Genomic DNA, 23,333 nt, shown 5'->3' on the forward strand with positions numbered 1-23,333 from the left:
TATTGAGCTTAAAGATTAGTTCGATTTTAAATGTTTAGAAATTACATTAAGCGTATCTGAACGAAGGTAAAATGGTTTCAATAGATTAAAGATTAAAGGCTCTAATAAATCCTGTTCATCCAATGCCTGAATCGCCTTAGGATAAAAACGTAAAGCTTCTGTTTGTATATCTTGTTCTGTTAATCCAACTCCAAACAGTAAATCTTGCAGAGTTTCATCTTCATAAAAACGATAGAACACCTCAACTCCATGTAAAATCAGATTTTGCATTAAAGGCGATTGGCGCAACTCTTTCCAATACTCATAAATTAGAACAAAAAATTCTTCAATATCAATGGGTTTAAGTTGAGAGGCGTATTGATAGATGGTTTTCTCTTTGACATCATCCCAAATATCACGAATGAGAATTTCCAAATCCTCATTACTTAAAATGCTTAACCCAGCAAGTTGCTGCTGAATAAACTCAGCTAGATAATCTTCTAGCTTTTGTTCAAGGCGTTGTTGCTGAATGCTCGAAAACTGACGTAATTTACGTTTCCATTCAGACTCAGCGCGTTCTGGCAACTGACTTTTGGAGTTTGAGGTTGTAAATAATACAGGAAGCTTATTTTGTAAAACCGTTGTAGCAATAAACTGACACAACTGCCGAATCGCAGGGCTACTTTTCAAAAATTGGTTCAAATAAACCCGCACATTATCGAGTTCTAGAAATTTGGATAACCAGATTTCAAATTGATAATCAGAAACCAAGTCATTGACAGTGGCGGTAGACTGAAGCGTATATAAATAAATTTTTTGCGCAATTTCACCAATAAATTCAAGCAAACCAGCGCCAAGCTGCATTTCTAAGGCATAGCGTTTGACTACATCTTGTAGTTGCTCAAGGCTCACCACTTGACCAAGTGTCAAATGTTGTGAGGTATTAAATATGAGATGGGTAATATGCTGTAGATATTCTGGTGAATGTTCACCAGCAAGCTGCTGTTTAAAATAACGCACTTGCTCAAGCAAAAGTGCTTGAGCAAGTTGTTCGCTAGGCGATAATGTCTGATCCGTGACAGTTTGATCCTTAGATGTCATCTGGTCTCCAACCATTTACGATAGGGTAGCGGCGTTCGCGACTAAAAGCACGTGAGCTGATACGCGGTCCAATCGCGCCCTGACGACGTTTATATTCGTTTCGATCTACAAGACGAATGACTTTTTCAACAACTGCTTTATCAAAACCTTTGGCAATAATATCAGCCTGACTTTGATCTTCTTCTATATAGGCATACAGGATTGCATCCAGAATATCATAAGCAGGTAATGAGTCCTGATCTTTTTGGTCTGGACGTAATTCTGCTGATGGCGGTCGAGTGATCACACGCTCAGGAATGACAGGCGTATCACTTAAACTATTACGATACTTTGCCAATTCAAATACGATGGTTTTATACACATCTTTGAGGACTGCAAAACCACCGACCATATCACCGTAAAGTGTACAATAACCGACTGCCAGTTCAGATTTATTACCTGTTGAGAGCACCAGATTACCAAATTTATTGGATAAACCCATCAATAGCGTACCACGTGCACGAGCTTGCAGATTTTCTTCGGTAGCATCGGCAGGACTGTTGCCAAAAAATGGATACAGGGTTTGCATAAAGCTATTCACAATATTGTGAATTTCAGCAATCCCAAAGGTTACGCCCATACGTCGTGCTTGTTCAGAAGCATCTTCAACACTGATTTGCGCCGTATAAGTATAAGGCATCATGACGGCTTGTACTTTATCTGGACCAAGAGCATCCACTGCAATTGCAAGTGTTAGTGCCGAATCGATACCGCCAGATAAACCTAAGATTACACCTGGAAAACCAGAACGCTGAACATAGTCACGGGTTGCCATGACCAAACCTTGATAGATTTCAGCAATCGCATCCAGATTTGGCGATGGATCAGCCACATTAAACTTTTTATCTTCAGGATTAAAGTCTGTGAAATAAAGAGCTTCTTTAAAGCTAGGTGCTTTAAGTGCCAAACTGCTGTCATGATTGATAATAAAACTACTACCATCAAAAATCAGATCATCTTGTCCACCGACTTGATTGACATAAATCAAATTCACATTAAATTGTTTAGACAATTCCGTCAGGGTTTGTACACGATGTTGTGGCTTACCGACTTCATAAGGGGATGCATTTAAAATAACAATACTATCCACATTGAGCTGTGCGACTTGCTTAACCGTATTGATTGACCAGATGTCTTCACAAATCAAGACACCAAATTTATGACCTAAATATTCAAAAACAAGATGCTGATGACCCTCATTAAAATAACGTTTTTCATCAAACACACCGTAGTTAGGTAGATTGTGTTTGTTATAGATTCCGAGGACTTGACCGTCTTTCATCACCGCCGCTGAGTTATAACGTTGGCCTTCTTCGGTTAAATGTACAAAACCAAATACCATGACGATATCTTTGACTTCAGCAAGCTGTTTAAAGGCTTTATCGATACGTTTGGCAAGTGCTGGACGTAACAATAAGTCTTCAGAAGGGTAACCAATCACTGAAAGTTCTGGGAAAATAATTAAATCAGCATTTTGTTTTTTTGCTTCAAGCGCCTGCTCAATCATTTTTTGAGCATTTGCATCTATATTGCCAATATGCGGTGAAAATTGGGCAAGGGCAATTTTAAAACTTTTCATCCAAACCTAATCCTAGATTAAATATATAGATATACACAACATGTTGATTTATCATTTTTTTTGTTCAACTTTGCGTATGAGGTAACAAAGTAAATTAACGTATAACGTAAAAGCGCAAGGTGGATAATATATACCAATCCAATGTTTTTCGGCGTAAAAAATGACAAGTTTTTGCATATTATTATGGAATACTTACAAATTGACATTTTTTAAGCAACTCATCATAGCATTATATTAAGCAAATCATGATGTGTTTAGAATAAGATGATATACGGTTTAAACAAGCACTTGATGGTTCAAAAACGCTTGCTGACCCATGCTGAAAAGCAATTGGCAATGAGTGTGTTTGGCACATCCATTAAACTTGAGCATATTCAAATTGTGGCGCATCGATTGGTTTTAAAACACTATGCGATTAGTCCCAATGGCAATATTTATTTTCATCCAGCAAATTGGTGTGAGGATTTTACTCAAGATACGATTTTAAAGCAGTCGTGGTTTATTCATGAACTGGTACATGTTTGGCAGTATCAGCAAGGTGTTAAGCTGATTCGTACAGCTCTATTTGATCGTAAATATAATTATGTGTTACAGCAGGGCAAACAATTTTTTCAATATGGTATTGAACAGCAAGCACAGATGGTACAAGACTATTTTATTCGCTTGCACACAGGACAACCCTGTCAAGATCTTGCTACATGTATTCCATTTATTCCGAAATAAAACATAAGAGTATCGTTGACTTGGGTATGGATAAAAAGTTGATTTGTGTGTTGATCAAAACTGAAGATTAATCATTAGAAAAATAAACGATCTAAAAGCGTCAGAGGTCAAATCGCAGCAATGATTTAACCTCTGTCACTTGGTTTAAACTGGGAAATTTAAACCTAAATAAATGCTGTTATTGAGAGAGCCTTAGATTATTGAGCTGGCTGTGTAGGTTGAGCTTGTCCTTGAGCTTCCGCAGCATTTTCAGAACCAGGTTGAGCTGAGGTAGGTTGACCAGCAGCTGACTCAGGCGTCGCTGTGTTTGGAGATTCTTGAGTGGATACTACCACTTTTTCTTGCTCTTGAGCATGATCTGCTTTTGCAGCAAAAGTAGTAGCAGCAGCTAAAGTAAGTGATGAAGCTAGTAGAATTTTAACGAGTTTCATTGGAGGCATCCTTTATTTAAATTAAAAAAAGCGATCAGTGAATGACTTTGAGTTGAGTAATCAAACGACTTCGCTTGAACATCATGCTAGAAGTTCTGTTGACAGGCAGCAATCAATGCAACAATGCTTAACGAGTAGATTTACACAAAAATTACAAATGGTGGGTGACTGTATTTTTATTGTAAAAATCATGCAATTTAATCCTGTAAAAAGTGTATGGATTTATTTCGTGATGATTAAAAATAAACCAATATCATTACTCATATTTACACAAACACAGACAAACAGAGAATAGCTAAATTGGATATTTCACTAAATAAATGGATTTTAATTATTTTATTGAATATGTGGTGTGATTTTTATCACAAAATGACTTTAAGTGAATGCATCAAGAAAGAGCTAGGTATTTTTAAAAGATCCATAATAAGATAGATCACTTCGCTACGAAGACGTCTGAAAAAGCCAAAATGCTCCCATGATTGATAAGCTGAGTTTAACGTGAAAATTATTAATTCAAGACCTGTTCCCACTCATATTCTTTCAGGATTTTTAGGTGCAGGTAAAACGACGTTGCTGCAACATTTATTACAACAAAAGCCTGAGCATGAAGTCTGGGCAGTCCTCATGAATGAGTTTGGTCAAATTGGCGTTGATCAACAGCTTTTGCCGCAGCAGCAAGGGTTTGAAATCAAAGAACTGCTTGGTGGTTGTATGTGTTGTAGTAGCCAATTGCCTTTACATATCGCGTTGGCGCGGTTGCTCTCCGAGTCAAAACCAGATCGTTTATTTATAGAACCCACCGGATTAGGGCATCCTGCACAATTGATGGAACAACTGACTGAGCCGCATTGGCAAAGTAGTCTGGATATGCGGGCATTGGTCACAGTGGTAGATGGCAGTCGATTACATGAAAGTAATTGGGTCAAACAAAATCTCTATGAGGATCAGATCAAGGCCGCTGAAATAGTCGTCATTTCGCATACAGATGTGATGACCTTTGACGATGATCAGGCATTGTTGCAACTTCAACAAGAATATGAGGTTTACCAACAACAATGGTTAAGTACCGCGCATGGGGAGCTTCAGCTAAAACAGATTGATCTGGCACATGTTACCCATGAACGTAAAATTCAGCCCTTACTGATCCAGCAAAGACAACAGCTGGCTACGGAACAAGCAACTGAAATTAAAGAATTACCTTACCATTATGTAGAACAGGCGCAGGGTTATATGGTTGCTGGCTGGAAATTTCCGCGTCGTTGGATCTTTAATTTTGACCGATTATTGGATGTGTTATGTGAACAGCAGAATTGGTTGCGTATAAAAGCCATTTTTCATACCCATCAGGGCTGGATGTATTTTAATTGCAACCCGAATCAGTTTAATTATAAAACGGGTGAAGAAAATATTGATAACCGTATTGAAATGATTAGTCAGCATGAGCACAACTGGCTCAAACTGGAAACTGATTTATTGGCCGCGAGAATAGAAATCTGATCAGGTTTCTATTCTATGTTTAAGATTATTTGAGGTTTATAAGTCAATTTATTTTTGATCTAACACTGCTTTCGCCTGTGCATGGTCAATATCTTTTTCCCAGTGTGCGATGACAACAGTCGCAACACAGTTGCCGATGAGGTTGGTACAGGCCCGGACAATTCCAATAAACCAATCCACCGAAAGAAGAAGTACCAGACCAATGGCAGGTAAACTTGGAATTACCGATAAAGTCGCGGCTAAAATCACCAAGGCTGAACCTGGAATACCGTGCGCGCCTTTAGATGTCACCAGTGAAACCAATAAAATAGCCAGTAGGTCATGCATGGAAAGATCAATATTGCAGGCTTGTGCAATGAAAATAACGCCCAAAGTTAAGTAGATGGAGAATCCATCCAGATTAAAAGAATAACCCGTTGGAATGACCAAGCCGACCGTTGAATCTTTAATACCAAGCGCTCTGAGCTTTTTCATGATTTGTGGCAAAACAGAATCTGAAGACGCTGTACCTAAAACAATGGAAAGTTCATCTTTAAAGTAGTTTAAAAACTTGAAAATATTTAAACCTGCAAGTTTAAGGATGGAACCCAAAATCACTACCACAAAGACAATACAGGTCAAATAAAACAAAATCACCAGATAGCCCAGTTGCATGAGCGAGTCTAGTCCAAATTTTGCTGTGGTATAGGCCACCGAACCTAAAACGCCTAAAGGTGCGAGACGGATAATGAGTCCCATCATCTTGAATAAAACTTCAGAAAAAGCTTCGATGGATTGACAGACCAGTGATGAAAATTGTTTAGGAATCAGCAGCAGACTGACACCAAATAAGATGGCAATCAGTAAGACTTGAAGAATGTCGCCATCGGTAAAGGCACCGAATAAGGTTTTCGGAATGATATGCAAAATAAAATCTGAACCTGAACTAATCGCGTGTGCACGTTCGGTATAAGTACTTAAATCCTTACTGTCGAGCTTAGTAATATCAATATTCATTCCGACGCCAGGTTTGAAGATATAAGCGACGGCAATGCCCAGCATGAGGGCGATAGTCGTGACTACTTCAAAATAGAGAATGGTTTTTGCACCAACTTTTCCCATTTTTTTAATATCACTTGCACCATAAATACCCAATACCACAACACAAAACACGATAGGGGCGATCAGCATTTTGATCAAAGAAATGAAACCATCACCTAATGGCTTTAAATTTAAAGAAAAATCATGAAAACTCAGACCAATTACGATCCCCAAAATCAATGCAATAATGACTTGAAGAAAAAGACTGGATTTAATTTTTTGCCACATTGTACAGGTTCATCATCGAAAATTTCCCCAAACATTGCAAAAAGCTCGCCAGTTTTAGATTGGACCATCAAAAAAAGAAAATAACTAAAGATCGAACAATGCTGCAATGTCAGGAAATTTGAATAAATAGATGAAAACGATAACTTCAATCTGATTGCTAAAATCGGGTATGCTAGCGCCCATCAAAAATGGACAGTTTCATTATGGCGCTAAAAGCAACAATTTATAAAGCAGACTTAAATATTGCAGATATGGATCAGCATCAATATGGTGATTATCAACTCACATTAGCGCTGCATCCTTCTGAAACTTTAGAGCGTTTGATGGTTCGTATCGTGGCATTTGCACGTTATGCAGATGAACAACTCGAATTTACCAAGGATTTATTTGAAACCGATGAACCTGCTTTATGGAAAAAAGACTTAACAGGTTTACTTGAGCAGTGGATTGAAGTGGGTTTGCCGTCTGAAGATAAAGTCAAAAAAGCGGCTGCGCGTTGTAAACAGGTGGCTGTGATTGCTTATGGCTCACAAGTCGATGAATGGTGGAAAAGAAATCCTAAAATTAAAACCCTTGAAAATGTGGAAGTCTGGCAAATTTCAGCAGAGAGTTCAGCACAACTTGAGCAACTTAGTCAGCGTACCATGCAATTACAACTGAACGTGATGGATGGTGAGTGGACACTCATCGGTGATCAGGCACAAGTTGTGATTCAATGGACACAGTTACAAGGGTTATAATCTTGACAAGATAAGCCACGTTATTTGATCTGGAGAAATGTGTCATGACCGCAGAACTAGAAATTATCGATTTGAAAGTAGGAGAGGGTAAAGAAGCCGTTAAAGGAGCTTTAATTACCACACATTATACAGGCTGGCTTGAAGATGGAACACAGTTTGATTCTTCACTAGATCGTGGTCAATACTTTGAATGTGTCATTGGCACTGGTCGTGTGATTAAAGGTTGGGATCAGGGCATCATGGGAATGAAAGTTGGCGGCAAACGTAAGTTAATCGTTCCTTCGCACCTTGCGTATGGTGAGCGCAAGATGGGTAAAATTATTCCTGCAAACTCAAATCTTATCTTTGAAATTGAATTGTTCGATGTCAAAACGCGTGATGATTAAACTTTAAATCATCTCTCACATCGGATCTTTTATTCCGATATTGTAGGTTCGATGTGTATGAGCAATTTATGTTATGGCACATTTTAAAATGTGATGTTTAAATGAATAAAAATCAATAGGCTTCTTTCTACGTCCCTTTTATTTCTCCCTATGCAAGAAAAAATAAAAGAGTTTAAACAATGATGAAAGAAGTCTTATATATCTTAAATTTTTAACATCATAAAAAAGAATAGTCCGAGCTAAACCTAAGCAGAGTTAGAAGAGATTTGCTTGTTTAAATTGATGAAATGCAATGGGATGTTGAACGATTAAGTTAGGTTCATCTAATTCAAAAGGCATCATCAAATAGAGTTAACGCATACAGATAGAACGCATAAAAATACAATACCTTCATTCATAGAAGAAATTAACCTAATCTTGAACACATATTTTTCAGAATACTTTTAAGGGTTGAGGCGAAATTTAAATAAATTTACAACAATTTTATGTGATTTATTTGACTTTTATTTGTGTAAAATTAGATCAATAGGCAAAATACAACTGAATGCTATAAATGCAAAGCGAAGCTAAATATTTTCTAACAAACTTTGAAAATTTGGCTTCATATAAATTCTAAAATAAAAGTAACAATAAGAGAGACCACGACGATGAATGATTATTCTGATTTAACCGCGACAGAGCTTTTAAAAGAGCTACACCACTTCTTTATGATTGATACCACTGAGGATGAGTATCCTGGATTGTGGGTGCAAGAAAAAGTTAATTTTGATAAGCATTATTGGCTAGATGAAGACTATAAAGTTGAATTGATTAAAGAGACATTATCCATGCATCCGCATCAGTCCGCAAATTATCGTATCACTCTATTTCAAGAAGGAGAGCCGATCACTTTATTGGATTATGATGGGGTCAATAAAAAGATCAAAATTTTCCGCCGTGGACAGTGGATTAATCGTTTATATAAATATTTGTATCAAAAAGAACGTTATTATCTGGAGCAAATGGCTGAAAATCCGAATTTTGCAATCATTGAATATTAGACTTCTTTCATGATGGTTTGAACGCTCTTTATTTTTCTTCCCTAGGGATGAATAAAAGGGATTTATGAACAAAGTTTATTAAATGGTGATATGAACGTTTTGTCACATTTTTAAGAAAAACTAAGTGAAGTGATTATAATTTATTGTAATTTTCTTATAAGAAAGATGGTAATTTTGCCATCTTTTTTTATGCAAAAATAATCAATGGATTGTAATGGTTTTTGAGTGTTTTTTGTACAAAAACAAATGTTTGAATATTCATCTAAAAATTTTTTATAGCTTGCAATATGACTGTAAAGTTAAGAAAAACCTACAAAAATTTTTAAGTTTCTTTTCAGATTTGATTAGTATAACTGACACTGTTAAAAGCCTGATGGATTTCTGTCAAAAGCAATGGATTGTGGATAGAAAAATAGATATTTTCGATCAGACAAAGCCTTCAGAAAATAACCCGAATTGAAAGATGATATTTCTATGCCAACACGATTTCCCTTGCAATCTTTAACTCTGAGCATTTCATTATTGTTCGGTTCTATAGGAGTCAGTTCTGTTTATGCGGAAACGCCTGCAACAACAGATTTGCCTACAGCAGCGGAGATCCCAGCTGTGACTGATCCACATACAGGTGAAGCACCCGAAGAAGAACCACAAATCGATGTGTCGACTCTCACGATTATTGGTTATCATGAAATAACATCTAAGGATGAGGTTATTCCAGATTATGCTGTAACGCCACAGCGTTTTGAAATGCATCTGGATTGGCTGATTAAAAACGGTTATCACTTTATTAGTGTAGATCAATTGATTAAAGCCAATGAAGGTAAACTCAAACTTCCACCTAAACCTGTATTACTTACTGTGGATGATGGCTATCAATCATTTTATCAATATGCCTATCCGATTTTAAAAGCGCGTAAAATCCCAGCGGTATTAGCGGTCGTTGGAAAATGGCTGGAAGTTAAGCCGAATAAAATGGTGCAGTTTGGTGATGAAAAACTTGAACGCAGCAAATTATTAAGCTGGAAAGAAATTAAAGAAATGCAGGACAGTGGCTTAATCGAAATCGGTAGCCACAGTTATGATTTGCATCATGGTGTCATGGGAAATCCACAAGGCAACTCTGAACCTGCGGCAACCACACGTATTTATGATGCAAAAACCAAAACTTATGAGTCTGATCGTGCCTATGAAAAGCGCATTAGTGATGATTTAAAGAAAAATATCGATACGTTTAAAGCCAACGGTATTCGGGCACCACGAGTCATGGTCTGGCCTTATGGTCGCTATAACATGGAAACTGTGCGTATTGCTAAAAAACTCGGTATGCCAATTACCATTACACTTGATGATGGTCCAGATCATGTGACCAAATCTTTAGGGCACCTCAGTCGTATTTTGGTGATGAAAGGCGAAAGTACCGATGATTTGGCGCAAGACATTTTAACGCGTCAAATGAACCTGACCGATAATAATCGTCCGCAAAAAATCATGCATATCGATCTGGATTATATCTATGATCCTGATCCTGCACAGATTGAACGCAATTTGGGACATGTTTTAGATCGGATTCGTGCCTCTGGTGTCAATACAGTTTATCTTCAAGCTTTTTCTGATCCAGATGCCAATGGTTCTGCCGATATGGTGTATTTCCCAAATCGTTATGTTCCGATGCGCGCTGATTTGTTTAATCGTGTCGCATGGCAGATTTCAACACGGACAGGTGTCAATCGTGTTTATGCGTGGATGCCTTTGATGGCATGGGAATTGCCGAAAAATAATCCAGCCTCTAAAAAACTGGTGGTGACTCAACAGCCTAAAGACAGTGACCATTTGAATATGGGATATATTCGTTTAAGTCCGTATTCACCTGAAGCACGTAAAGTGATCGAAGGAATTTATACTGACTTGGCAAAATATTCCACATTTGATGGTATACTGTTTCATGACGATACCACGTTATCTGATTATGAAGATGCGAGTCCAGATGCATTGAAAGCCTATGCCAAAGCAGGCTTGCCAACTGATCTGGAAAAAATTCGGAATAATGATGCCTTGTTATCTAAATGGACTGATTTAAAAATCAAGACCATAGATAACTTTGCCATGAAGCTTGCTTCCGATGTGCGTTATTATCAGCCTTATTTGATGACCGCCCGTAATTTGTATGCGCAAGTCGCATTATCTCCTTATGCAGAAAACTGGTACTCCCAGTCTCTGGAGCAGTCACTAAAACGTTACGATTTTACTGCAATTATGGCCATGCCTTACATGGAACAAGCAGAAGATCCGACCAAGTTCTATCAGGATATTGTGAAACGTGTAAAACAATATCCAAACGGAATCAAAAAAACCGTATTTGAGTTACAGGCGACTAACTGGCGCACCAATCAACCTGTGCCATCGCAAGAACTCGTCGATACGATTCGTTCCCTGTACAGTCAGGGGGCTATGCACGTTGGATATTATCCAGATGATCCGTTTAAAGATCATCCAGATACCCAAATGTTGCATGATGTATTTGCGACTAAACCTTCAAAGTTAGTCCCGTAGCAGGAATTGACCATGTCAACAACCTTACAGCATTTATGGCATTCAGCACTGAACTTTGTGTTCTATTATCCGCTGTTTATGTCGTATTTGTGGATGATGGGTGCGCTGATCTTTTATTGGAAAGAGCGTAAAGAGCCCCCATATCAGCAACCAGCGGAATTAGATGTTTATCCAATGGTGGCGGTGCTTATTCCTTGCTTTAATGAAGGGGATAATGCAGAAGAAACGATTAGCCATGCGCTCAGTCTGGATTATCCTAACTTTGAAGTGATTGCGATCAATGATGGGAGCTCGGATAATACTGCCGAAGTGCTTGACCGTCTGGCTGAACGATTTGAAAAGTTACGTGTGGTTCATTTGGCGCAAAATCAAGGCAAGGCTGTGGCTTTACAAGCAGGTAGCTTATTGACTCAAGCTGAGTTTTTGATTGGAATTGACGGTGATGCCTTGCTCGATCCACATGCAGCCAAATGGATGATTCGTCATTTTCTGCAAGATCGAACTGTAGCTGCGGTCACAGGAAATCCTCGTATCCGAACTCGTTCTACTTTATTGGGACGGATTCAGGTCGGTGAGTTTTCTTCTATTGTTGGGATGATCAAACGTGCGCAGCGTAGTTTCGGACGATTATTCACGGTTTCGGGTGTGATTACAGCTTTTCGTAAGAGTGCAGTACATGAAGTCGGTTATTGGTCACCGAATATGTTGACTGAAGATATCGATATCACATGGAAACTGCAACGCGCTGGTTGGGATATTCGTTTTGAACCCAATGCATTGGTGTGGATTTTAATGCCTGAAACCTTAAATGGTTTATGGAAACAGCGTTTGCGCTGGGCTATGGGAGGCGCGCAGGTTTTAGTCAAAAATCTGGACGTGTTCTTTAAGCCAAAACTGAATTTTTTATGGCCGCTGATGTTTGAATTATGTCTAACACTGGTCTGGTCATATTTGATGCTTATTATGGCAATTCTCTGGTTATTACATTTTGTAGTACCGCTTGGAGAATTGTCTGGAATCAGCTCGCCATTTTTACCTTATGGCAGCGGAATATTATTAGGTGCGACCTGTTTACTTCAGTTTGCTTTAAGCAAATGGATGGACAGTCGTTATGAGCCTAATTTAGGTAAAAACTACTACTGGATGATTTGGTACCCGTTTGTGTTTTGGTTAATTACCATTACTGCTACAATCGTGGCGTTTCCAAAAGTCCTGCTTCGTGGTGATGAAAAACGCGCGCGCTGGGTCAGTCCTGACCGTGGCATGCGCATGTAGATATTAAGCATGTTTTCGAGAAAATTTCATGAAATCTAACAATTTGATTATCGACGTGCGCCATCAGTTGCCATGGCACAGACGCTATGTATCAAATACCTCTACGATGATGATGTGGGGTGCATGGTTACTCTTATGGCGTCCATTTCTTCTGGTTTGGGCGCTTGTCGAGCTAGAAAAAAGCCATCTCATCCATCAGATTTTCCATGCCCTTAGTCTGGGCTTGGAACACGGCATCACTTCATTGATTGCCTGTGCTGTTGCGTTGTTACTGTGGAGCAATTATGTCCCTGCGAAAAGTGTCAAGCGAACGCTTGAAAAGGATGTAACTGATTATGCACGATATTTTGAACTGGATGAAACCCAGATTCATCAGGGTCGTGCGCAAAAAATCAGTGTCGTGCATCATGACGAAATGGGTCGAATCACGCATATTGATTAAGTAGATTCGCACTTGTTGCTCATTGCAAAATGCCAGCTTGTTTCAAACAAGCTGGCATTTACATTAGGTATTTGGATTTACAAGGAAATAGTGTAATTCAAATGACAAAAAGACTTGCTGTAACTCATGGATTGATCGTAAGTCTAAGTTATAGACAGGAGATGAGTTACCACCTGTCAGAATAAAGGGAATGAATGAAGAGCGTGCAATTGAAAGATGAAGATGTCTCATAATGGATAAGTCCGTTAAACTTAATGCAGTTGAAAGTATTCGCGGGTTAGCCTGTCTGGCTGTGGTATTTTCACATCTGAGCTTAAGTTTCTACCCTTATTTACATCATTTTGATGAACATGAAATTGCCAGTAATGCATGGGTACATTTTATTCACCATTCGCCTTTTGCCTTTTGGTATTCAGGTACGGCTGCGGTCTATGTTTTTTTTGTGTTAAGCGGCTTTATTTTGTCTTATGTGATTTGTAATAGTCGTAATATGCAAGCAAAGCTAAAATCGATGATGGTGAAACGTTATCCGCGTTTAGCGATTCCTGCTTTAGGTTCATGCATCTTATTATGGGCAGCATTGCAGTTTAGTGATATTGACAGCTCTCATGTGCAGTATTGGCTAAAAGTTTTAGCGACCCAAGACATTGGTTTTTCCCAAGCGATTTATGAAGGGACGATTGGATCATTTCTATTTGCAGAATCCAGTCTCAACTGGGTACTTTGGACGATGCAGGTGGAGTTACTCGGTTCATTTTTGTTATTTGGATTGTTATATATTTACAGTCTGGATAAGCGACTATTTTTACCGCTGATTTTACTGTTTCCAACGACCTCAATTTTCTTTCAGAGCCAAGAGCTTTATTTGGGATTGTTGTGTTTTCTCATTGGTTCGCTGATATTTCTATATGGTCGTGTTATTCGTTCATCACTAGTTGCGCTATTGTTATTGCTATTCGGACTTTATTTGGCTGGAGCGCACAATACCAGTCTGGCGTATCACTGGATTTATGTTTTGGTGGGCGAGCGAACTTACGAGTATTGTAATTTTATTGCAGGGATTTTGATTGTGTATAGCATCCTGATGAATCCGATGCTATCGCAAAAGCTGGATAATCGCGTTTGTGTGTATTTAGGTAAATTGTCATTTTCAATTTATTTATTGCATTTACTACTCATGTACTGTGTATGTCTGCCCTTATTTAACTCTTTTATTGCGCTAGGTTGGGGCTATGACGCGGCTGCAATTTGGGCAATCTTACTTTTTTTTATTGCATTGATCATCTCTGCCGATCTTTATAGTCGTTATGTCGATACTTTGGCGATTAATTTGAGCAATCGTTTATCGGACTGGGTTTTAAAATAATTCACTTAGCGAATAGAAATCATTTGCGTATAGTCAGAAACATTTCATAATAGCGCTTTCCATTTTTTGATGCATAGAACATGTCTCCACTTGAGATTGTTGCCGTGATAATTAGCGTGATTGGCGTTGGTCTCACCATTAAACGCAATATGTGGTGCTGGTGGTTTAACTTTTTGGCTTTTGTTTTATATGCCTATTTATTTTTTACTTTTAAGCTATACGGCGAAACCATCCTACAATTTTTCTTTATGGTGGTGAACTTTTATGGTTTTTATCACTGGCTCAAAGGTAAACAGGTTGATCATGATATTCGGATAGAACCGATTAGTCCTAAGCTCGTCATTATACAAATGCTGATAACAGCAGTGGGCGGGGTGATTTTTGGTCTCAGCTTAAAACACTTTACCGATGCGGCTGTGCCGATGTTAGATTCTCAACTGGCAGCATTTAGTCTATTGGCAACGTATTGGACCAGTCGTAAGCACATTGCCACATGGATTTTGTGGGTATTTGTCGATATTGTTTATGTGGGCATGTTTATTTATAAAGACTTATATCTGACCGCAGGTTTATATGCTGCATTTGTCCTTATGGCTGCCTTCGGTTGGTGGCAATGGGAGCAGGTTAAGCGTAAGCAACAGACAAAATTAGTAATATGACAATATTTGATCTGGAACAGTATAAGCAGCAATGCTTTGATCAATTGGCTGAAAAAATTTGCCAAACACCAGAGAATTATCTGGATTTTGATTCTGTTTCAGATGTTTATAAAGCCAAATGGCTGCAAGATTTTCCTAAAGGTACCACTTGGGCCGTTTCTGGATTAGATGACGGTGCAGATGAATTTTATATTTTGATTCAATACCAAACGCGATACAAAATAAAAAAATTAAGCATCGAAATGAAGCAAGGGCATTACAAGATCGATATGAATGTATCAAGCATTGGTAACAAGAGCGAATTAAGATAGATGACATTGAATATTGGAGATGAGATCAGATGACGAATAAACTAGTAATCATGTTTCATGGGGTCGGTAGCAATGGGCGTGATCTATTGCCGATTGCACAATATTGGCAGCGTCAGATTGAAGATTTAAGTATTGCATCGCCAAATGCGCCTTTTCCTTTTATGCATAGCCATGAAGTGTTTGAATGGTTTAGTCTAACTGGAATTACCGAAGAAAATCGCTTTGAACGTATTCAGCAAGCACGAGAATATTTCGATCAAACAGTACAGCGGATACTGGAGGAGCAAGGTTTTGCTGATCGGCTTAATCAAGTGGTTTTTTGTGGATTTTCTCAAGGAACCATGATGTCGCTGGATGCCGTTGCTTCTGGTCGTTGGCCAATTGCAGCAGTCATTGGCTTTTCTGGACGATTGGCTTCTCCGATTGAAGCCAATGCCAACAATACGGCAAAAGTGAGTCTAATGCATGGTGAAGCAGATGAAGTTATTCCTGTGTATGAAAGTCAGGATGCTTTTAAGGCGCTACGTGCAGCGGGTTTTAATGTCGAACTTGAAACTTATAAAGGTTTAGGACATTCAATCAACGAACTTGAGCTTAAGCGTGGTCTGGAATTTTTAAAAACACTTTAATGCGCATCAAAGCTCGTGATGATTGATCGTCATGAGCTTTAGCAATGGTTTAAATGACATGCTTAATGCTGTTTGATGATTCGAATTTCTTCTTAAAGACGACTGCTGTGAGACACGCCATTATGGCTAAAGCAACGATATAATACATTGCTCCAATATCACTGTACTGGCTTAAAATTTGAATTAGTGGCAAGGTTAAACCGCCCACAACCGCATAAGACACATTATACGAAAATGAAATCCCTGAAAAACGAATAGGGGCAGGGAACATTTTCACCATACTGCATGACACCATGCCCACAGTCCCTGAGCATAATCCCAGTAACATGTATAGCATGAAAATAATGATGTGACTGGCATGCCCCAAACTGTGATAAAAAAACGCAGCCACAACAGCTAGCGCTGTTGCACCCATCATCATCACTTTGGCACAGCCAAAACGATCAGCCAAGGTTCCTGCTAAAATACAGCCCAACATTTGCATGATAATTGCTGCACTTTGCATTTGAAATGCACTAGCCCGATCAAAGCCAAAAACGGTGGTAAGCAAATTAGGCATGGCTAAAATGATCACGACGACACAAGCCGTTAAAAACCAGGTAAACAACATGCCAATAATCACTGCTGCTTTATGATTTATCAAGACTTGTTTAATTGGTAAGTCTTTGGAGAGTTGTTTACGGGCTTGCATGGCTTTAAATACGGGGGTTTCTTTTAAGTAACTGCGTAAATATAGGGCAAATAACCCAAAAATTCCGCCTGCGATAAAGGCAATTCGCCATGCCCAGTCATGTATTACTGTTTCAGTAAACTGTAATGAAATCCACAAAGACATCAGTGAACCCAGTAAAATTCCTAAAGATAAACCTGCGGTTAATAAGCCGTTAGCAAGCCCAATGCGCCGTTCTGGGACATGTTCTGAAACGAATGTCCAAGCCGCGGGAATTTCTCCACCAATAGCGATGCCTTGTATCACGCGCATCAACAATAATAAAACTGGTGCAAAATAACCAATCGATTCAAAAGTGGGTAGTAGCCCAATCATTAGAGTAGGCAGTGACATCAATAAAATTGACAGTGAAAATAGTCGTTTACGCCCGACCAAATCACCAAAATGTGCCATCACCACACCACCTAAAGGCCGAAAAAAATAACCTGCTGCAAAAATGCCATAAGTATTCAGCATCGCCCAAAAAGGACTTAGAGTGCTTGGAAAAAATAAATCCGAAATGATCTTGGCGTAAAAGACATAGATGACAAAATCATAAAACTCTAATGCACCGCCGAGTGAGGAGAGCGCAAGAGTTCGTTTATCCTGAGTGGAAAGATGAGGAATAGCATCCATGCTGTCATGATTCAAAAGTAAAATGATGGGCCTGATATTACTTGAAATTTAAATTAAAAGTAAGGCAGTTCTACTCTACACAATTCGCTAGAATGGAGTAAATAAACAACCAACGCAATCTTATTGAAGTCAGCCTAATAGACTTTTTTCATCATTATTTAAACTCTCTTTATTTTTCTCTCATAGGGAAAATAAAAATGAAGTTATGAAAAAAGTGTATTGTTGAGAATCAATGATTTGAGATTATAAACGTACAAAATAAGGAATAATCGAGAGTACAATTCCAATCACACTGAGTAAGCTGACATTTTCAATAAAGTAAGGAAAAATCATCAGTACCAGACCACATACCAAAGGCACAATCACTTTTTGCTTTTTGCCATACATAAAATAGCCTAAGCCAATACAGCTAAAGATTAATCCCAAGAAAAGCTGCGTAGTGTTCATGATTTTAAAATTCGATTTGTTTTTGTGTAAATGAGCATAAAAACAAAAGCTGAAGATAAGATTAAAAGTAAACATGATCCTCTATTTAAACAGGCTTGACCCAGCTTAAGAACTTGATCAGCCCATGTATTATCAGTTCATAAAACGGTGATCTCCTGATAGGATAATCATAATAGAGTTTTCATCATGCTTTGGATTTTTTTACTTTCTCCAATAGAGAGAAATAAAAAAGTGCGTGAAATAAGCCGATTGAAAGAAAGCTGATGCAAGATTAATGATTATCAAGATACGAGGTTTAAATGCCAGTCAAGCTTATTGCAGTTGATATGGATGGAACGTTTTTAAATTCAGAGAAGAAATACGACAAAACCCGATTTTTACAACAATATTCGCAGCTTCAACAGCGTGGAATTCATTTCGTTGCGGCCAGTGGTAATCCGCTTTATACCCTAAAAGCCTATTTCCCAGAAATTGCCAATGACATGGCATTTGTGGCTGAAAATGGAGCTTATGTGGTTGATAGGGCGCAAACTTTAAATTACGATCATTTTAGTCCAGAGATTTTGCAACAGATCCTACAAGATTTAATTCCTGATTATGCCCAAAATCTCATTTTATGTGCCAAAGACTGCGCTTATATTCAGCACAATGTCAGTGAAAAAACTCAGCAAAAACTTAACATTTATTTTAAGCAACTTCGGCAGGTTGACGATCTGTTACAGGTGCATGATCAGATTTGTAAAGTTACCCTAACGACAACCCAAGACGATAACCAACAAATTTTGGATGATGTGTCTGAAAAGCCTTATATTCAACACACTGCTGCAAAAATGGTCTCCAGTGGTTTTAGTTTTATCGATCTTATTATTCCAAACCGACATAAAGCCTACGGTTTACAGTTTTTACAACAAAAATGGGGCATTGATCATCAGGAGGTTTTGGCAATAGGGGATAATTACAATGATCAAGAAATGATTGAAATGGCGGGATATGGTTTTGCTATGGCGAATGCTGTACCAAAACTCAAACAAACCGCACAATATTTTGCCCCAACTAACGAGCAGCAAGGTGTATTAGAAGTGATTGATGCTGTACTACAAAACTCATCATTGCAGCGCTACAAAAAAACTGAACAATTTTTGCAAAAGAATGGCTCATCATTTTGAAATGATCCATTGGCTGAATTTAAATCTCAACTGATTTAAAGATGGATTGAAAAAACATGTCAGACAAAGCGTTGACTGATTGAGGTGATCATTTGACTTGTCACAACGAAATTTCAAACGCAAAATAAACATGACATGATCATAGGTCTATTTAAATGGCTACCGTTTTACCTATTGCCCAGCGCGGTGAAGCAATCTTGAAACTTCAGGCTGCACCTGTGGCTCAATCCGAGTTTAATAGTGAGTGGCTATTACAATTAGCTGCTGCCATGCAGACGACCATGCTTGAGCGCCATGGTGTAGGTATTGCAGCACCACAGGTATATATTTCCAAACGAATTATTATTGTGGCTTCGCGTCCGAACCCACGTTATCCCGATGCACCAGAAATGGATGCTGTGGTCATGGTGAATCCTGAAATTTTGGAATTATCCCCAAATACGTGTTTAGGTGAAGAAGGCTGTTTAAGTGTGCCAAACGAACGAGGTGAGGTCGAAAGAGCTTATTCTATTCGAGTGCGTTATCAGTCGTTGTATGGTGAAGTCATCGAAACCGCTTTTGAAGGTTTTCCTGCTCGCATTGTGCAACACGAAGTAGATCATTTAAATGGAGTCTTATTTGTGGAACGCTTAAACTGATCTGGTGTGCGTATTGTTGATTTGATTCAATTTAAAATGTCACTGACATTGATCGTTGTGATGATATTTAGATGGTGGGATGATTTACCCCACATTACACAGTGAATCGAATAAATAGGATAGAACTAAAAATCATTACAAAAGATATAAATTTAAGATTATCAATACCCTGTACCATCAAAATTAAATGCAAAATAATGAATAGAATAGGTTGTTTGTATGAAAACTCCTTTACCAGATTATCTGGAACATGTGCTTGATGAATGTGATGGAGATGATAGCGGACATCTGGCTGATTATATTCCAGAGTTGGCGAATGCCAGTCCACATCGTTTGGCCTTAGCCATGTCGACCGTCGATGGTGAGATTTATTCAGTCGGTGATGATGACGTTGAGTTTACCATCCAGTCGATGTCTAAACCTTTTACTTATGCTTATGTATTACAACAACTGGGTATCGATGAGGTATTAGAAAAAGTCGGTGTTGAACCCTCTGGAGAGGCTTTTAATGAAATTTCACTGGGAAAAGATGGCCGTCCTAAAAATCCAATGATTAATTCGGGTGCAATCACTACGCACTCTCTGATTCCAATTAAAGACAATATATCTAGTGCAGAAATTTTACGCCAGTTTATGAGCGAACTGGCAGGACGTGAATTATGTTTTGATGATTCCGTATATCATTCAGAAATTAAAACGGCTTATCGTAATCTTTCGATTGGTTATATGCTTAGAACCGTTGGAATTCTGGAAACGGATCCTGTGGATATTGTGAATGGCTATATTCGCCAATGTTCAATCTTGGTGACGGTAAAAGATTTGGTGCGTATGGGCAGCGTACTCGCCAATGGTGGCGTGGATGCTCAGACTGGAAAACGGTTATTGAACCGTTCAGTGGTGCGCCAAGTGCTTAGTGTGATGATGAGTTGTGGTATGTATGATGCCGCAGGTGACTGGCTGACAACAGTTGGTATTCCTGCTAAAAGTGGCGTGGCAGGTGGAATTTTAGGTGTATTGCCCGGTCAGGTGAGTATTGCAGCCTTTTCACCCAAACTGGATGAACATGGTAATAGTGTCCGTGGGATTGATATGATGGAACGGCTGAGCCGTGATATGGGGCTGCACCTGATGGAAGGGACACCTTCAGCGCAAACCATTGTCCAGAGTCATTATCGGACTGGACAAAATGCATCACTGAGTGTTTATGTATTACGCGGAGTCTTGAAGTTTACTGAAGCTGAAATGTTATTGCGTATTTTTCAGCGTGAACCTGTTGATCAAAGTACGATTATTATCGATTTAACTCAGATTTCATTGATCCATGATGTCGGTAAACGTATGTTTTTAGAGGGTGTTGATCGTTTGATCGATGATGGTCATAGCTTGCTTTTAGTCGACCCTGAACAACGCTTGGATCATGCCCGCACACATAAGGATCGGGTATTACATGTGTATCAGGATTTAGATGATTTACTTGAACAAAAAAAAGGTCATCACAATTAAATCAATGAACTTGATATGTTTTCAGTTTTAAAGTGTTGCGGTGTTTTGCCTAAATGCCGCTTGAACATCGCGCTAAATGCACTGGCATTGGTATATCCCAAAGATTCTGAAATCTGACTTATGGATAAGCCATCTGCAATTTTGCTTAAAGCTAAAGCAATGTGCATTTGTTGAATCCATGCCCGATATGAAAGTCCTGTTTCTTTTTGGAACATTCGCATGAGTGTACGGGAACTGGTGCCAATTTCATCTGCCCAAGTATTTAAATCTTTTAATTGATCGGGTGATTGCAACAAACTTTCACAAATCTTGATCAGGCGTTTGTCATTTGGCCACGGAATTTGCACTTCTAAAGAATGAGCTCTCTGGATTTCATCAAAAATAATAATTTGTAGAGCTTGGGAAAGCGCTTGAAAGGGAGCGGAATCATTTTTTCTAAGCTGATCTAGTTCATTAAAACGAATGAGTAATTCATGTAATAAATTACTGACCCGAATCAAAAAACAAGTTTGACCCATTGCTTGAGCGGCATTTTGTTCCACCAAGGCAGTGTTTAACTGTACATGACTTAAAGAAATCACACTGTGTTCAACCCGCGGAGGAATCCATAATGCACACATGGGCGGCATAATCCAGACTTGATCATGGGTTAAAATCTGAATAGTTCCTTTAGATGCATACAGTAATTGCGCCTGCACGTGTGCATGGGCATAGGTCACTTCTCGATAACGATGCTCAGAGGAAAGACCGATCATTAATTCAGATTGCGGATGAGATAGCATCATGATGAGATTGAAATTGTCACTTATACAATGATTATTGGAAGATAGTTGTATAACCGACAGATTACAATAGCAAGCTCAGTTAAACAATGATTGGAGTTTCTTGGGATGACGTCTTCAATACCGTTGAAAGAAAATATCATGGAAAATACAAATATAAATGCACAGCCACAAGTGATGATCGTTAAAGTGGTCGGTGCTGTCGCGATTGCACATCTACTCAACGATTTGATTCAGGCGGTACTGCCTGCCATTTATCCCATGCTCAAAGCCAACTTTGCCTTAAGTTTTACGCAGGTCGGATTGATTTCACTGGTCTATCAGGTGACTGCATCCTTATTGCAACCGTGGATTGGACTGTATACCGATAAACACCCGAAACCATATTTATTGCCAATGGGCATGTGTGTGACGTTTCTGGGAATTTTGTTACTCGCATTTTCGCCTACCTTTACCGTGTTATTAATTGCTTCGGCTTTGATTGGGGTTGGTTCATCGACCTTTCATCCAGAGGCTTCACGTGTTGCACGTATGGCATCGGGTGGGCGGTTTGGTACAGCACAATCTACCTTTCAGGTGGGTGGGAATACGGGAACGGCAATTGGCCCTCTATTGGCGGCATTGATTATTGTGCCATTTGGACAACATGCAGTTGCTTGCTTAGTGGTTTTTGCATTATTAGCCATCTGGATATTAACTCGCGTTAGTCAATGGACGATTCGTCATGCCAAAACGCAGGCAGTTTCACGTATTGTTAATGCCAGTAGTAAATTGCATGGTCGTCAATTAACCTTGGCAATTGGCACGATTTGCGTGTTGATGTTTGCTAAATTTACTTATATCGCCAGTATTAGCAACTATTTTACTTTTTACTTGATTCATAAATTTCATGTCAGTTTAGCCACTGCACAACTGCATCTATTTGCTTTCTTGGCTGCGGTTGCCGTGGGAACATTTGCAGGTGGACCAATTGGTGACAAGATTGGACGTAAAGCGGTGATTTGGGTGTCTTTTGTTGGCATGGCGCCATTTGCTTTAATGATGCCGTATGCAGATTTATTCTGGACAACGATTCTTTCCGTAATTGCAGGTTTGGTGTTGTCTTCGGCTTTTGCTGCTATGGTGGTTTATGCTCAAGAAGCTGTTCCAGGACGAGTAGGCATGATCTCAGGACTGATGTTTGGTTTAATGTTTGGTGTCAGTGGGATTGCCGCAGCAGGACTTGGACATTTGGCTGATCTTAATGGAATCGAATGGGTGTTTAAACTATGTTCATATTTGCCATTACTGGGTTTGGCAACGTTCTTTTTACCTAAAACCCATGTGAAATAGAAGTCATTTTTCAAATTATCCTCTGCAAAAGGGGATAATTTAATTCTGTAAAATTAGAAAAATAT

General features: G+C 38.9%; 23 protein-coding genes. 16 read left to right on the plus strand and 7 right to left on the minus strand.

Annotated elements, in window-relative coordinates; translation table 11 throughout:
• Positions 1-15: 15 nt before the first annotated feature.
• Positions 16-1,080, minus strand: coding sequence for a hypothetical protein (locus I6L31_RS15475; RefSeq protein WP_005003302.1), 1,065 nt, complete (start codon positions 1,078-1,080; stop codon positions 16-18).
• The gene (locus I6L31_RS15480) at positions 1,070-2,698 is read right to left on the minus strand and encodes an NAD+ synthase (RefSeq protein WP_005003305.1); all 1,629 of its coding nucleotides are present in this window, start codon (positions 2,696-2,698) and stop codon (positions 1,070-1,072) included. Before I6L31_RS15480 ends, I6L31_RS15475 begins: the two co-directional genes overlap by 11 nt.
• A gap of 264 nt (positions 2,699-2,962) precedes the next feature.
• On the opposite strand from I6L31_RS15480, the gene I6L31_RS15485 reads away from it, so the two are divergent.
• Entirely contained in the window at positions 2,963-3,421 is a 459-nt protein-coding gene (locus tag I6L31_RS15485) for a hypothetical protein (protein WP_005003306.1), read from the plus strand.
• A gap of 197 nt (positions 3,422-3,618) precedes the next feature.
• Here the strand turns inward: I6L31_RS15485 and I6L31_RS15490 are convergent, their stop codons facing one another.
• Entirely contained in the window at positions 3,619-3,852 is a 234-nt protein-coding gene (locus I6L31_RS15490; protein WP_004990327.1) for a hypothetical protein, read from the minus strand.
• A 498-nt stretch (positions 3,853-4,350) separates the two neighbouring features.
• Here I6L31_RS15490 and I6L31_RS15495 point away from each other — a divergent pair, with 498 nt between their 5' ends.
• Entirely contained in the window at positions 4,351-5,349 is a 999-nt protein-coding gene (locus I6L31_RS15495; RefSeq protein WP_005003310.1) for a CobW family GTP-binding protein, read from the plus strand.
• 48 nt (positions 5,350-5,397) lie between these two features.
• Here the strand turns inward: I6L31_RS15495 and dctA are convergent, their stop codons facing one another.
• A complete protein-coding gene (gene dctA / locus I6L31_RS15500) occupies positions 5,398-6,657 on the minus strand; it encodes a C4-dicarboxylate transporter DctA (RefSeq protein ID WP_004990317.1) in 1,260 nt (419 codons plus the stop codon).
• Positions 6,658-6,860: 203 nt separating this feature from the next.
• Here dctA and I6L31_RS15505 point away from each other — a divergent pair, with 203 nt between their 5' ends.
• From I6L31_RS15505 to I6L31_RS15550, 10 genes are all read left to right on the plus strand, one after another.
• Positions 6,861-7,397: a YaeQ family protein gene (locus I6L31_RS15505; RefSeq protein ID WP_004990315.1), complete on the plus strand. Its 537-nt coding sequence runs from the start codon at positions 6,861-6,863 to the stop codon at positions 7,395-7,397.
• Between the two features lie 44 nt (positions 7,398-7,441).
• Complete coding sequence (locus I6L31_RS15510; protein WP_004990308.1) at positions 7,442-7,783, plus strand: FKBP-type peptidyl-prolyl cis-trans isomerase; 342 nt, start codon at positions 7,442-7,444, stop codon at positions 7,781-7,783.
• Positions 7,784-8,430: 647 nt separating this feature from the next.
• Entirely contained in the window at positions 8,431-8,823 is a 393-nt protein-coding gene (locus I6L31_RS15515; protein ID WP_004990307.1) for a hypothetical protein, read from the plus strand.
• A 474-nt stretch (positions 8,824-9,297) separates the two neighbouring features.
• Entirely contained in the window at positions 9,298-11,373 is a 2,076-nt protein-coding gene (pgaB, locus tag I6L31_RS15520) for a poly-beta-1,6-N-acetyl-D-glucosamine N-deacetylase PgaB (RefSeq protein ID WP_004990304.1), read from the plus strand.
• 12 nt (positions 11,374-11,385) lie between these two features.
• Positions 11,386-12,648: a poly-beta-1,6-N-acetyl-D-glucosamine synthase gene (gene pgaC, locus I6L31_RS15525; RefSeq protein ID WP_004990303.1), complete on the plus strand. Its 1,263-nt coding sequence runs from the start codon at positions 11,386-11,388 to the stop codon at positions 12,646-12,648.
• Positions 12,649-12,676: 28 nt separating this feature from the next.
• On the plus strand, positions 12,677-13,090 hold the full coding sequence (pgaD, locus tag I6L31_RS15530) for a poly-beta-1,6-N-acetyl-D-glucosamine biosynthesis protein PgaD (RefSeq protein ID WP_004990302.1): 414 nt from the start codon (positions 12,677-12,679) through the stop codon (positions 13,088-13,090).
• Between the two features lie 232 nt (positions 13,091-13,322).
• A complete protein-coding gene (locus I6L31_RS15535; protein ID WP_004990298.1) occupies positions 13,323-14,456 on the plus strand; it encodes an acyltransferase family protein in 1,134 nt (377 codons plus the stop codon).
• An 80-nt stretch (positions 14,457-14,536) separates the two neighbouring features.
• Positions 14,537-15,115, plus strand: coding sequence for a nicotinamide riboside transporter PnuC (gene pnuC / locus I6L31_RS15540; RefSeq protein WP_004990296.1), 579 nt, complete (start codon positions 14,537-14,539; stop codon positions 15,113-15,115).
• Complete coding sequence (locus tag I6L31_RS15545; RefSeq protein ID WP_004990294.1) at positions 15,112-15,426, plus strand: hypothetical protein; 315 nt, start codon at positions 15,112-15,114, stop codon at positions 15,424-15,426. Before pnuC ends, I6L31_RS15545 begins: the two co-directional genes overlap by 4 nt.
• Positions 15,427-15,455: 29 nt before the next feature.
• Entirely contained in the window at positions 15,456-16,055 is a 600-nt protein-coding gene (locus I6L31_RS15550) for an alpha/beta hydrolase (RefSeq protein WP_005003312.1), read from the plus strand.
• 49 nt (positions 16,056-16,104) lie between these two features.
• Here I6L31_RS15550 and I6L31_RS15555 read toward each other — a convergent pair whose 3' ends face one another.
• Positions 16,105-17,400, minus strand: a complete 1,296-nt coding sequence (locus I6L31_RS15555; protein WP_004990289.1) for an MFS transporter — start codon at positions 17,398-17,400, stop codon at positions 16,105-16,107.
• Between the two features lie 243 nt (positions 17,401-17,643).
• Positions 17,644-17,847, minus strand: coding sequence for a hypothetical protein (locus tag I6L31_RS15560; protein ID WP_035272242.1), 204 nt, complete (start codon positions 17,845-17,847; stop codon positions 17,644-17,646).
• Positions 17,848-18,146: 299 nt separating this feature from the next.
• Here I6L31_RS15560 and I6L31_RS15565 point away from each other — a divergent pair, with 299 nt between their 5' ends.
• The 3 genes from I6L31_RS15565 (at position 18,147) to I6L31_RS15575 (ending at position 21,154) form a co-directional block, all read left to right on the plus strand.
• Complete coding sequence (locus I6L31_RS15565; RefSeq protein WP_005003321.1) at positions 18,147-19,013, plus strand: Cof-type HAD-IIB family hydrolase; 867 nt, start codon at positions 18,147-18,149, stop codon at positions 19,011-19,013.
• A gap of 155 nt (positions 19,014-19,168) precedes the next feature.
• Entirely contained in the window at positions 19,169-19,651 is a 483-nt protein-coding gene (def, locus tag I6L31_RS15570; RefSeq protein WP_004990282.1) for a peptide deformylase, read from the plus strand.
• A 219-nt stretch (positions 19,652-19,870) separates the two neighbouring features.
• Positions 19,871-21,154 (plus strand): glutaminase, encoded by a 1,284-nt coding sequence (locus I6L31_RS15575; RefSeq protein WP_005003323.1) that lies wholly within the window; start codon positions 19,871-19,873, stop codon positions 21,152-21,154.
• On the opposite strand, the gene I6L31_RS15580 is transcribed toward I6L31_RS15575, so the two are convergent.
• Positions 21,151-21,939, minus strand: coding sequence for an AraC family transcriptional regulator (locus I6L31_RS15580; protein ID WP_005003324.1), 789 nt, complete (start codon positions 21,937-21,939; stop codon positions 21,151-21,153). The two genes, I6L31_RS15575 and I6L31_RS15580, sit on opposite strands and share 4 nt — an antisense overlap.
• Positions 21,940-22,044: 105 nt before the next feature.
• On the opposite strand from I6L31_RS15580, the gene I6L31_RS15585 reads away from it, so the two are divergent.
• Positions 22,045-23,268 carry an MFS transporter gene (locus tag I6L31_RS15585; RefSeq protein ID WP_005003325.1) on the plus strand — a complete coding sequence of 408 codons (1,224 nt, stop codon included), beginning with the start codon at positions 22,045-22,047 and terminating at the stop codon, positions 23,266-23,268.
• Positions 23,269-23,333: the final 65 nt, after the last annotated feature.

Origin of the sequence: Acinetobacter septicus (genome assembly GCF_019355975.1) — a bacterium.
Lineage (GTDB): Bacteria > Pseudomonadota > Gammaproteobacteria > Pseudomonadales > Moraxellaceae > Acinetobacter > Acinetobacter ursingii.

Coding starts and splice junctions, on each gene's coding strand:
- I6L31_RS15560 (WP_035272242.1), bottom strand. CDS start 17,847: ATGAACACTACGCAGCTTTTCTTGGGATTAATCTTTAGCTGTATTGGC.
- I6L31_RS15575 (WP_005003323.1), top strand. CDS start 19,871: ATGAAAACTCCTTTACCAGATTATCTGGAACATGTGCTTGATGAATGT.
- dctA (WP_004990317.1), bottom strand. CDS start 6,657: ATGTGGCAAAAAATTAAATCCAGTCTTTTTCTTCAAGTCATTATTGCA.
- I6L31_RS15480 (WP_005003305.1), bottom strand. CDS start 2,698: ATGAAAAGTTTTAAAATTGCCCTTGCCCAATTTTCACCGCATATTGGC.
- I6L31_RS15515 (WP_004990307.1), top strand. CDS start 8,431: ATGAATGATTATTCTGATTTAACCGCGACAGAGCTTTTAAAAGAGCTA.
- pgaB (WP_004990304.1), top strand. CDS start 9,298: ATGCCAACACGATTTCCCTTGCAATCTTTAACTCTGAGCATTTCATTA.
- I6L31_RS15475 (WP_005003302.1), bottom strand. CDS start 1,080: ATGACATCTAAGGATCAAACTGTCACGGATCAGACATTATCGCCTAGC.
- I6L31_RS15485 (WP_005003306.1), top strand. CDS start 2,963: ATGATATACGGTTTAAACAAGCACTTGATGGTTCAAAAACGCTTGCTG.
- I6L31_RS15550 (WP_005003312.1), top strand. CDS start 15,456: ATGACGAATAAACTAGTAATCATGTTTCATGGGGTCGGTAGCAATGGG.
- I6L31_RS15535 (WP_004990298.1), top strand. CDS start 13,323: ATGGATAAGTCCGTTAAACTTAATGCAGTTGAAAGTATTCGCGGGTTA.
- I6L31_RS15510 (WP_004990308.1), top strand. CDS start 7,442: ATGACCGCAGAACTAGAAATTATCGATTTGAAAGTAGGAGAGGGTAAA.
- I6L31_RS15505 (WP_004990315.1), top strand. CDS start 6,861: ATGGCGCTAAAAGCAACAATTTATAAAGCAGACTTAAATATTGCAGAT.
- I6L31_RS15555 (WP_004990289.1), bottom strand. CDS start 17,400: ATGGATGCTATTCCTCATCTTTCCACTCAGGATAAACGAACTCTTGCG.
- I6L31_RS15490 (WP_004990327.1), bottom strand. CDS start 3,852: ATGAAACTCGTTAAAATTCTACTAGCTTCATCACTTACTTTAGCTGCT.
- I6L31_RS15585 (WP_005003325.1), top strand. CDS start 22,045: ATGACGTCTTCAATACCGTTGAAAGAAAATATCATGGAAAATACAAAT.
- I6L31_RS15580 (WP_005003324.1), bottom strand. CDS start 21,939: ATGATGCTATCTCATCCGCAATCTGAATTAATGATCGGTCTTTCCTCT.
- def (WP_004990282.1), top strand. CDS start 19,169: ATGGCTACCGTTTTACCTATTGCCCAGCGCGGTGAAGCAATCTTGAAA.
- pgaD (WP_004990302.1), top strand. CDS start 12,677: ATGAAATCTAACAATTTGATTATCGACGTGCGCCATCAGTTGCCATGG.
- pnuC (WP_004990296.1), top strand. CDS start 14,537: ATGTCTCCACTTGAGATTGTTGCCGTGATAATTAGCGTGATTGGCGTT.
- I6L31_RS15545 (WP_004990294.1), top strand. CDS start 15,112: ATGACAATATTTGATCTGGAACAGTATAAGCAGCAATGCTTTGATCAA.
- I6L31_RS15565 (WP_005003321.1), top strand. CDS start 18,147: ATGCCAGTCAAGCTTATTGCAGTTGATATGGATGGAACGTTTTTAAAT.
- pgaC (WP_004990303.1), top strand. CDS start 11,386: ATGTCAACAACCTTACAGCATTTATGGCATTCAGCACTGAACTTTGTG.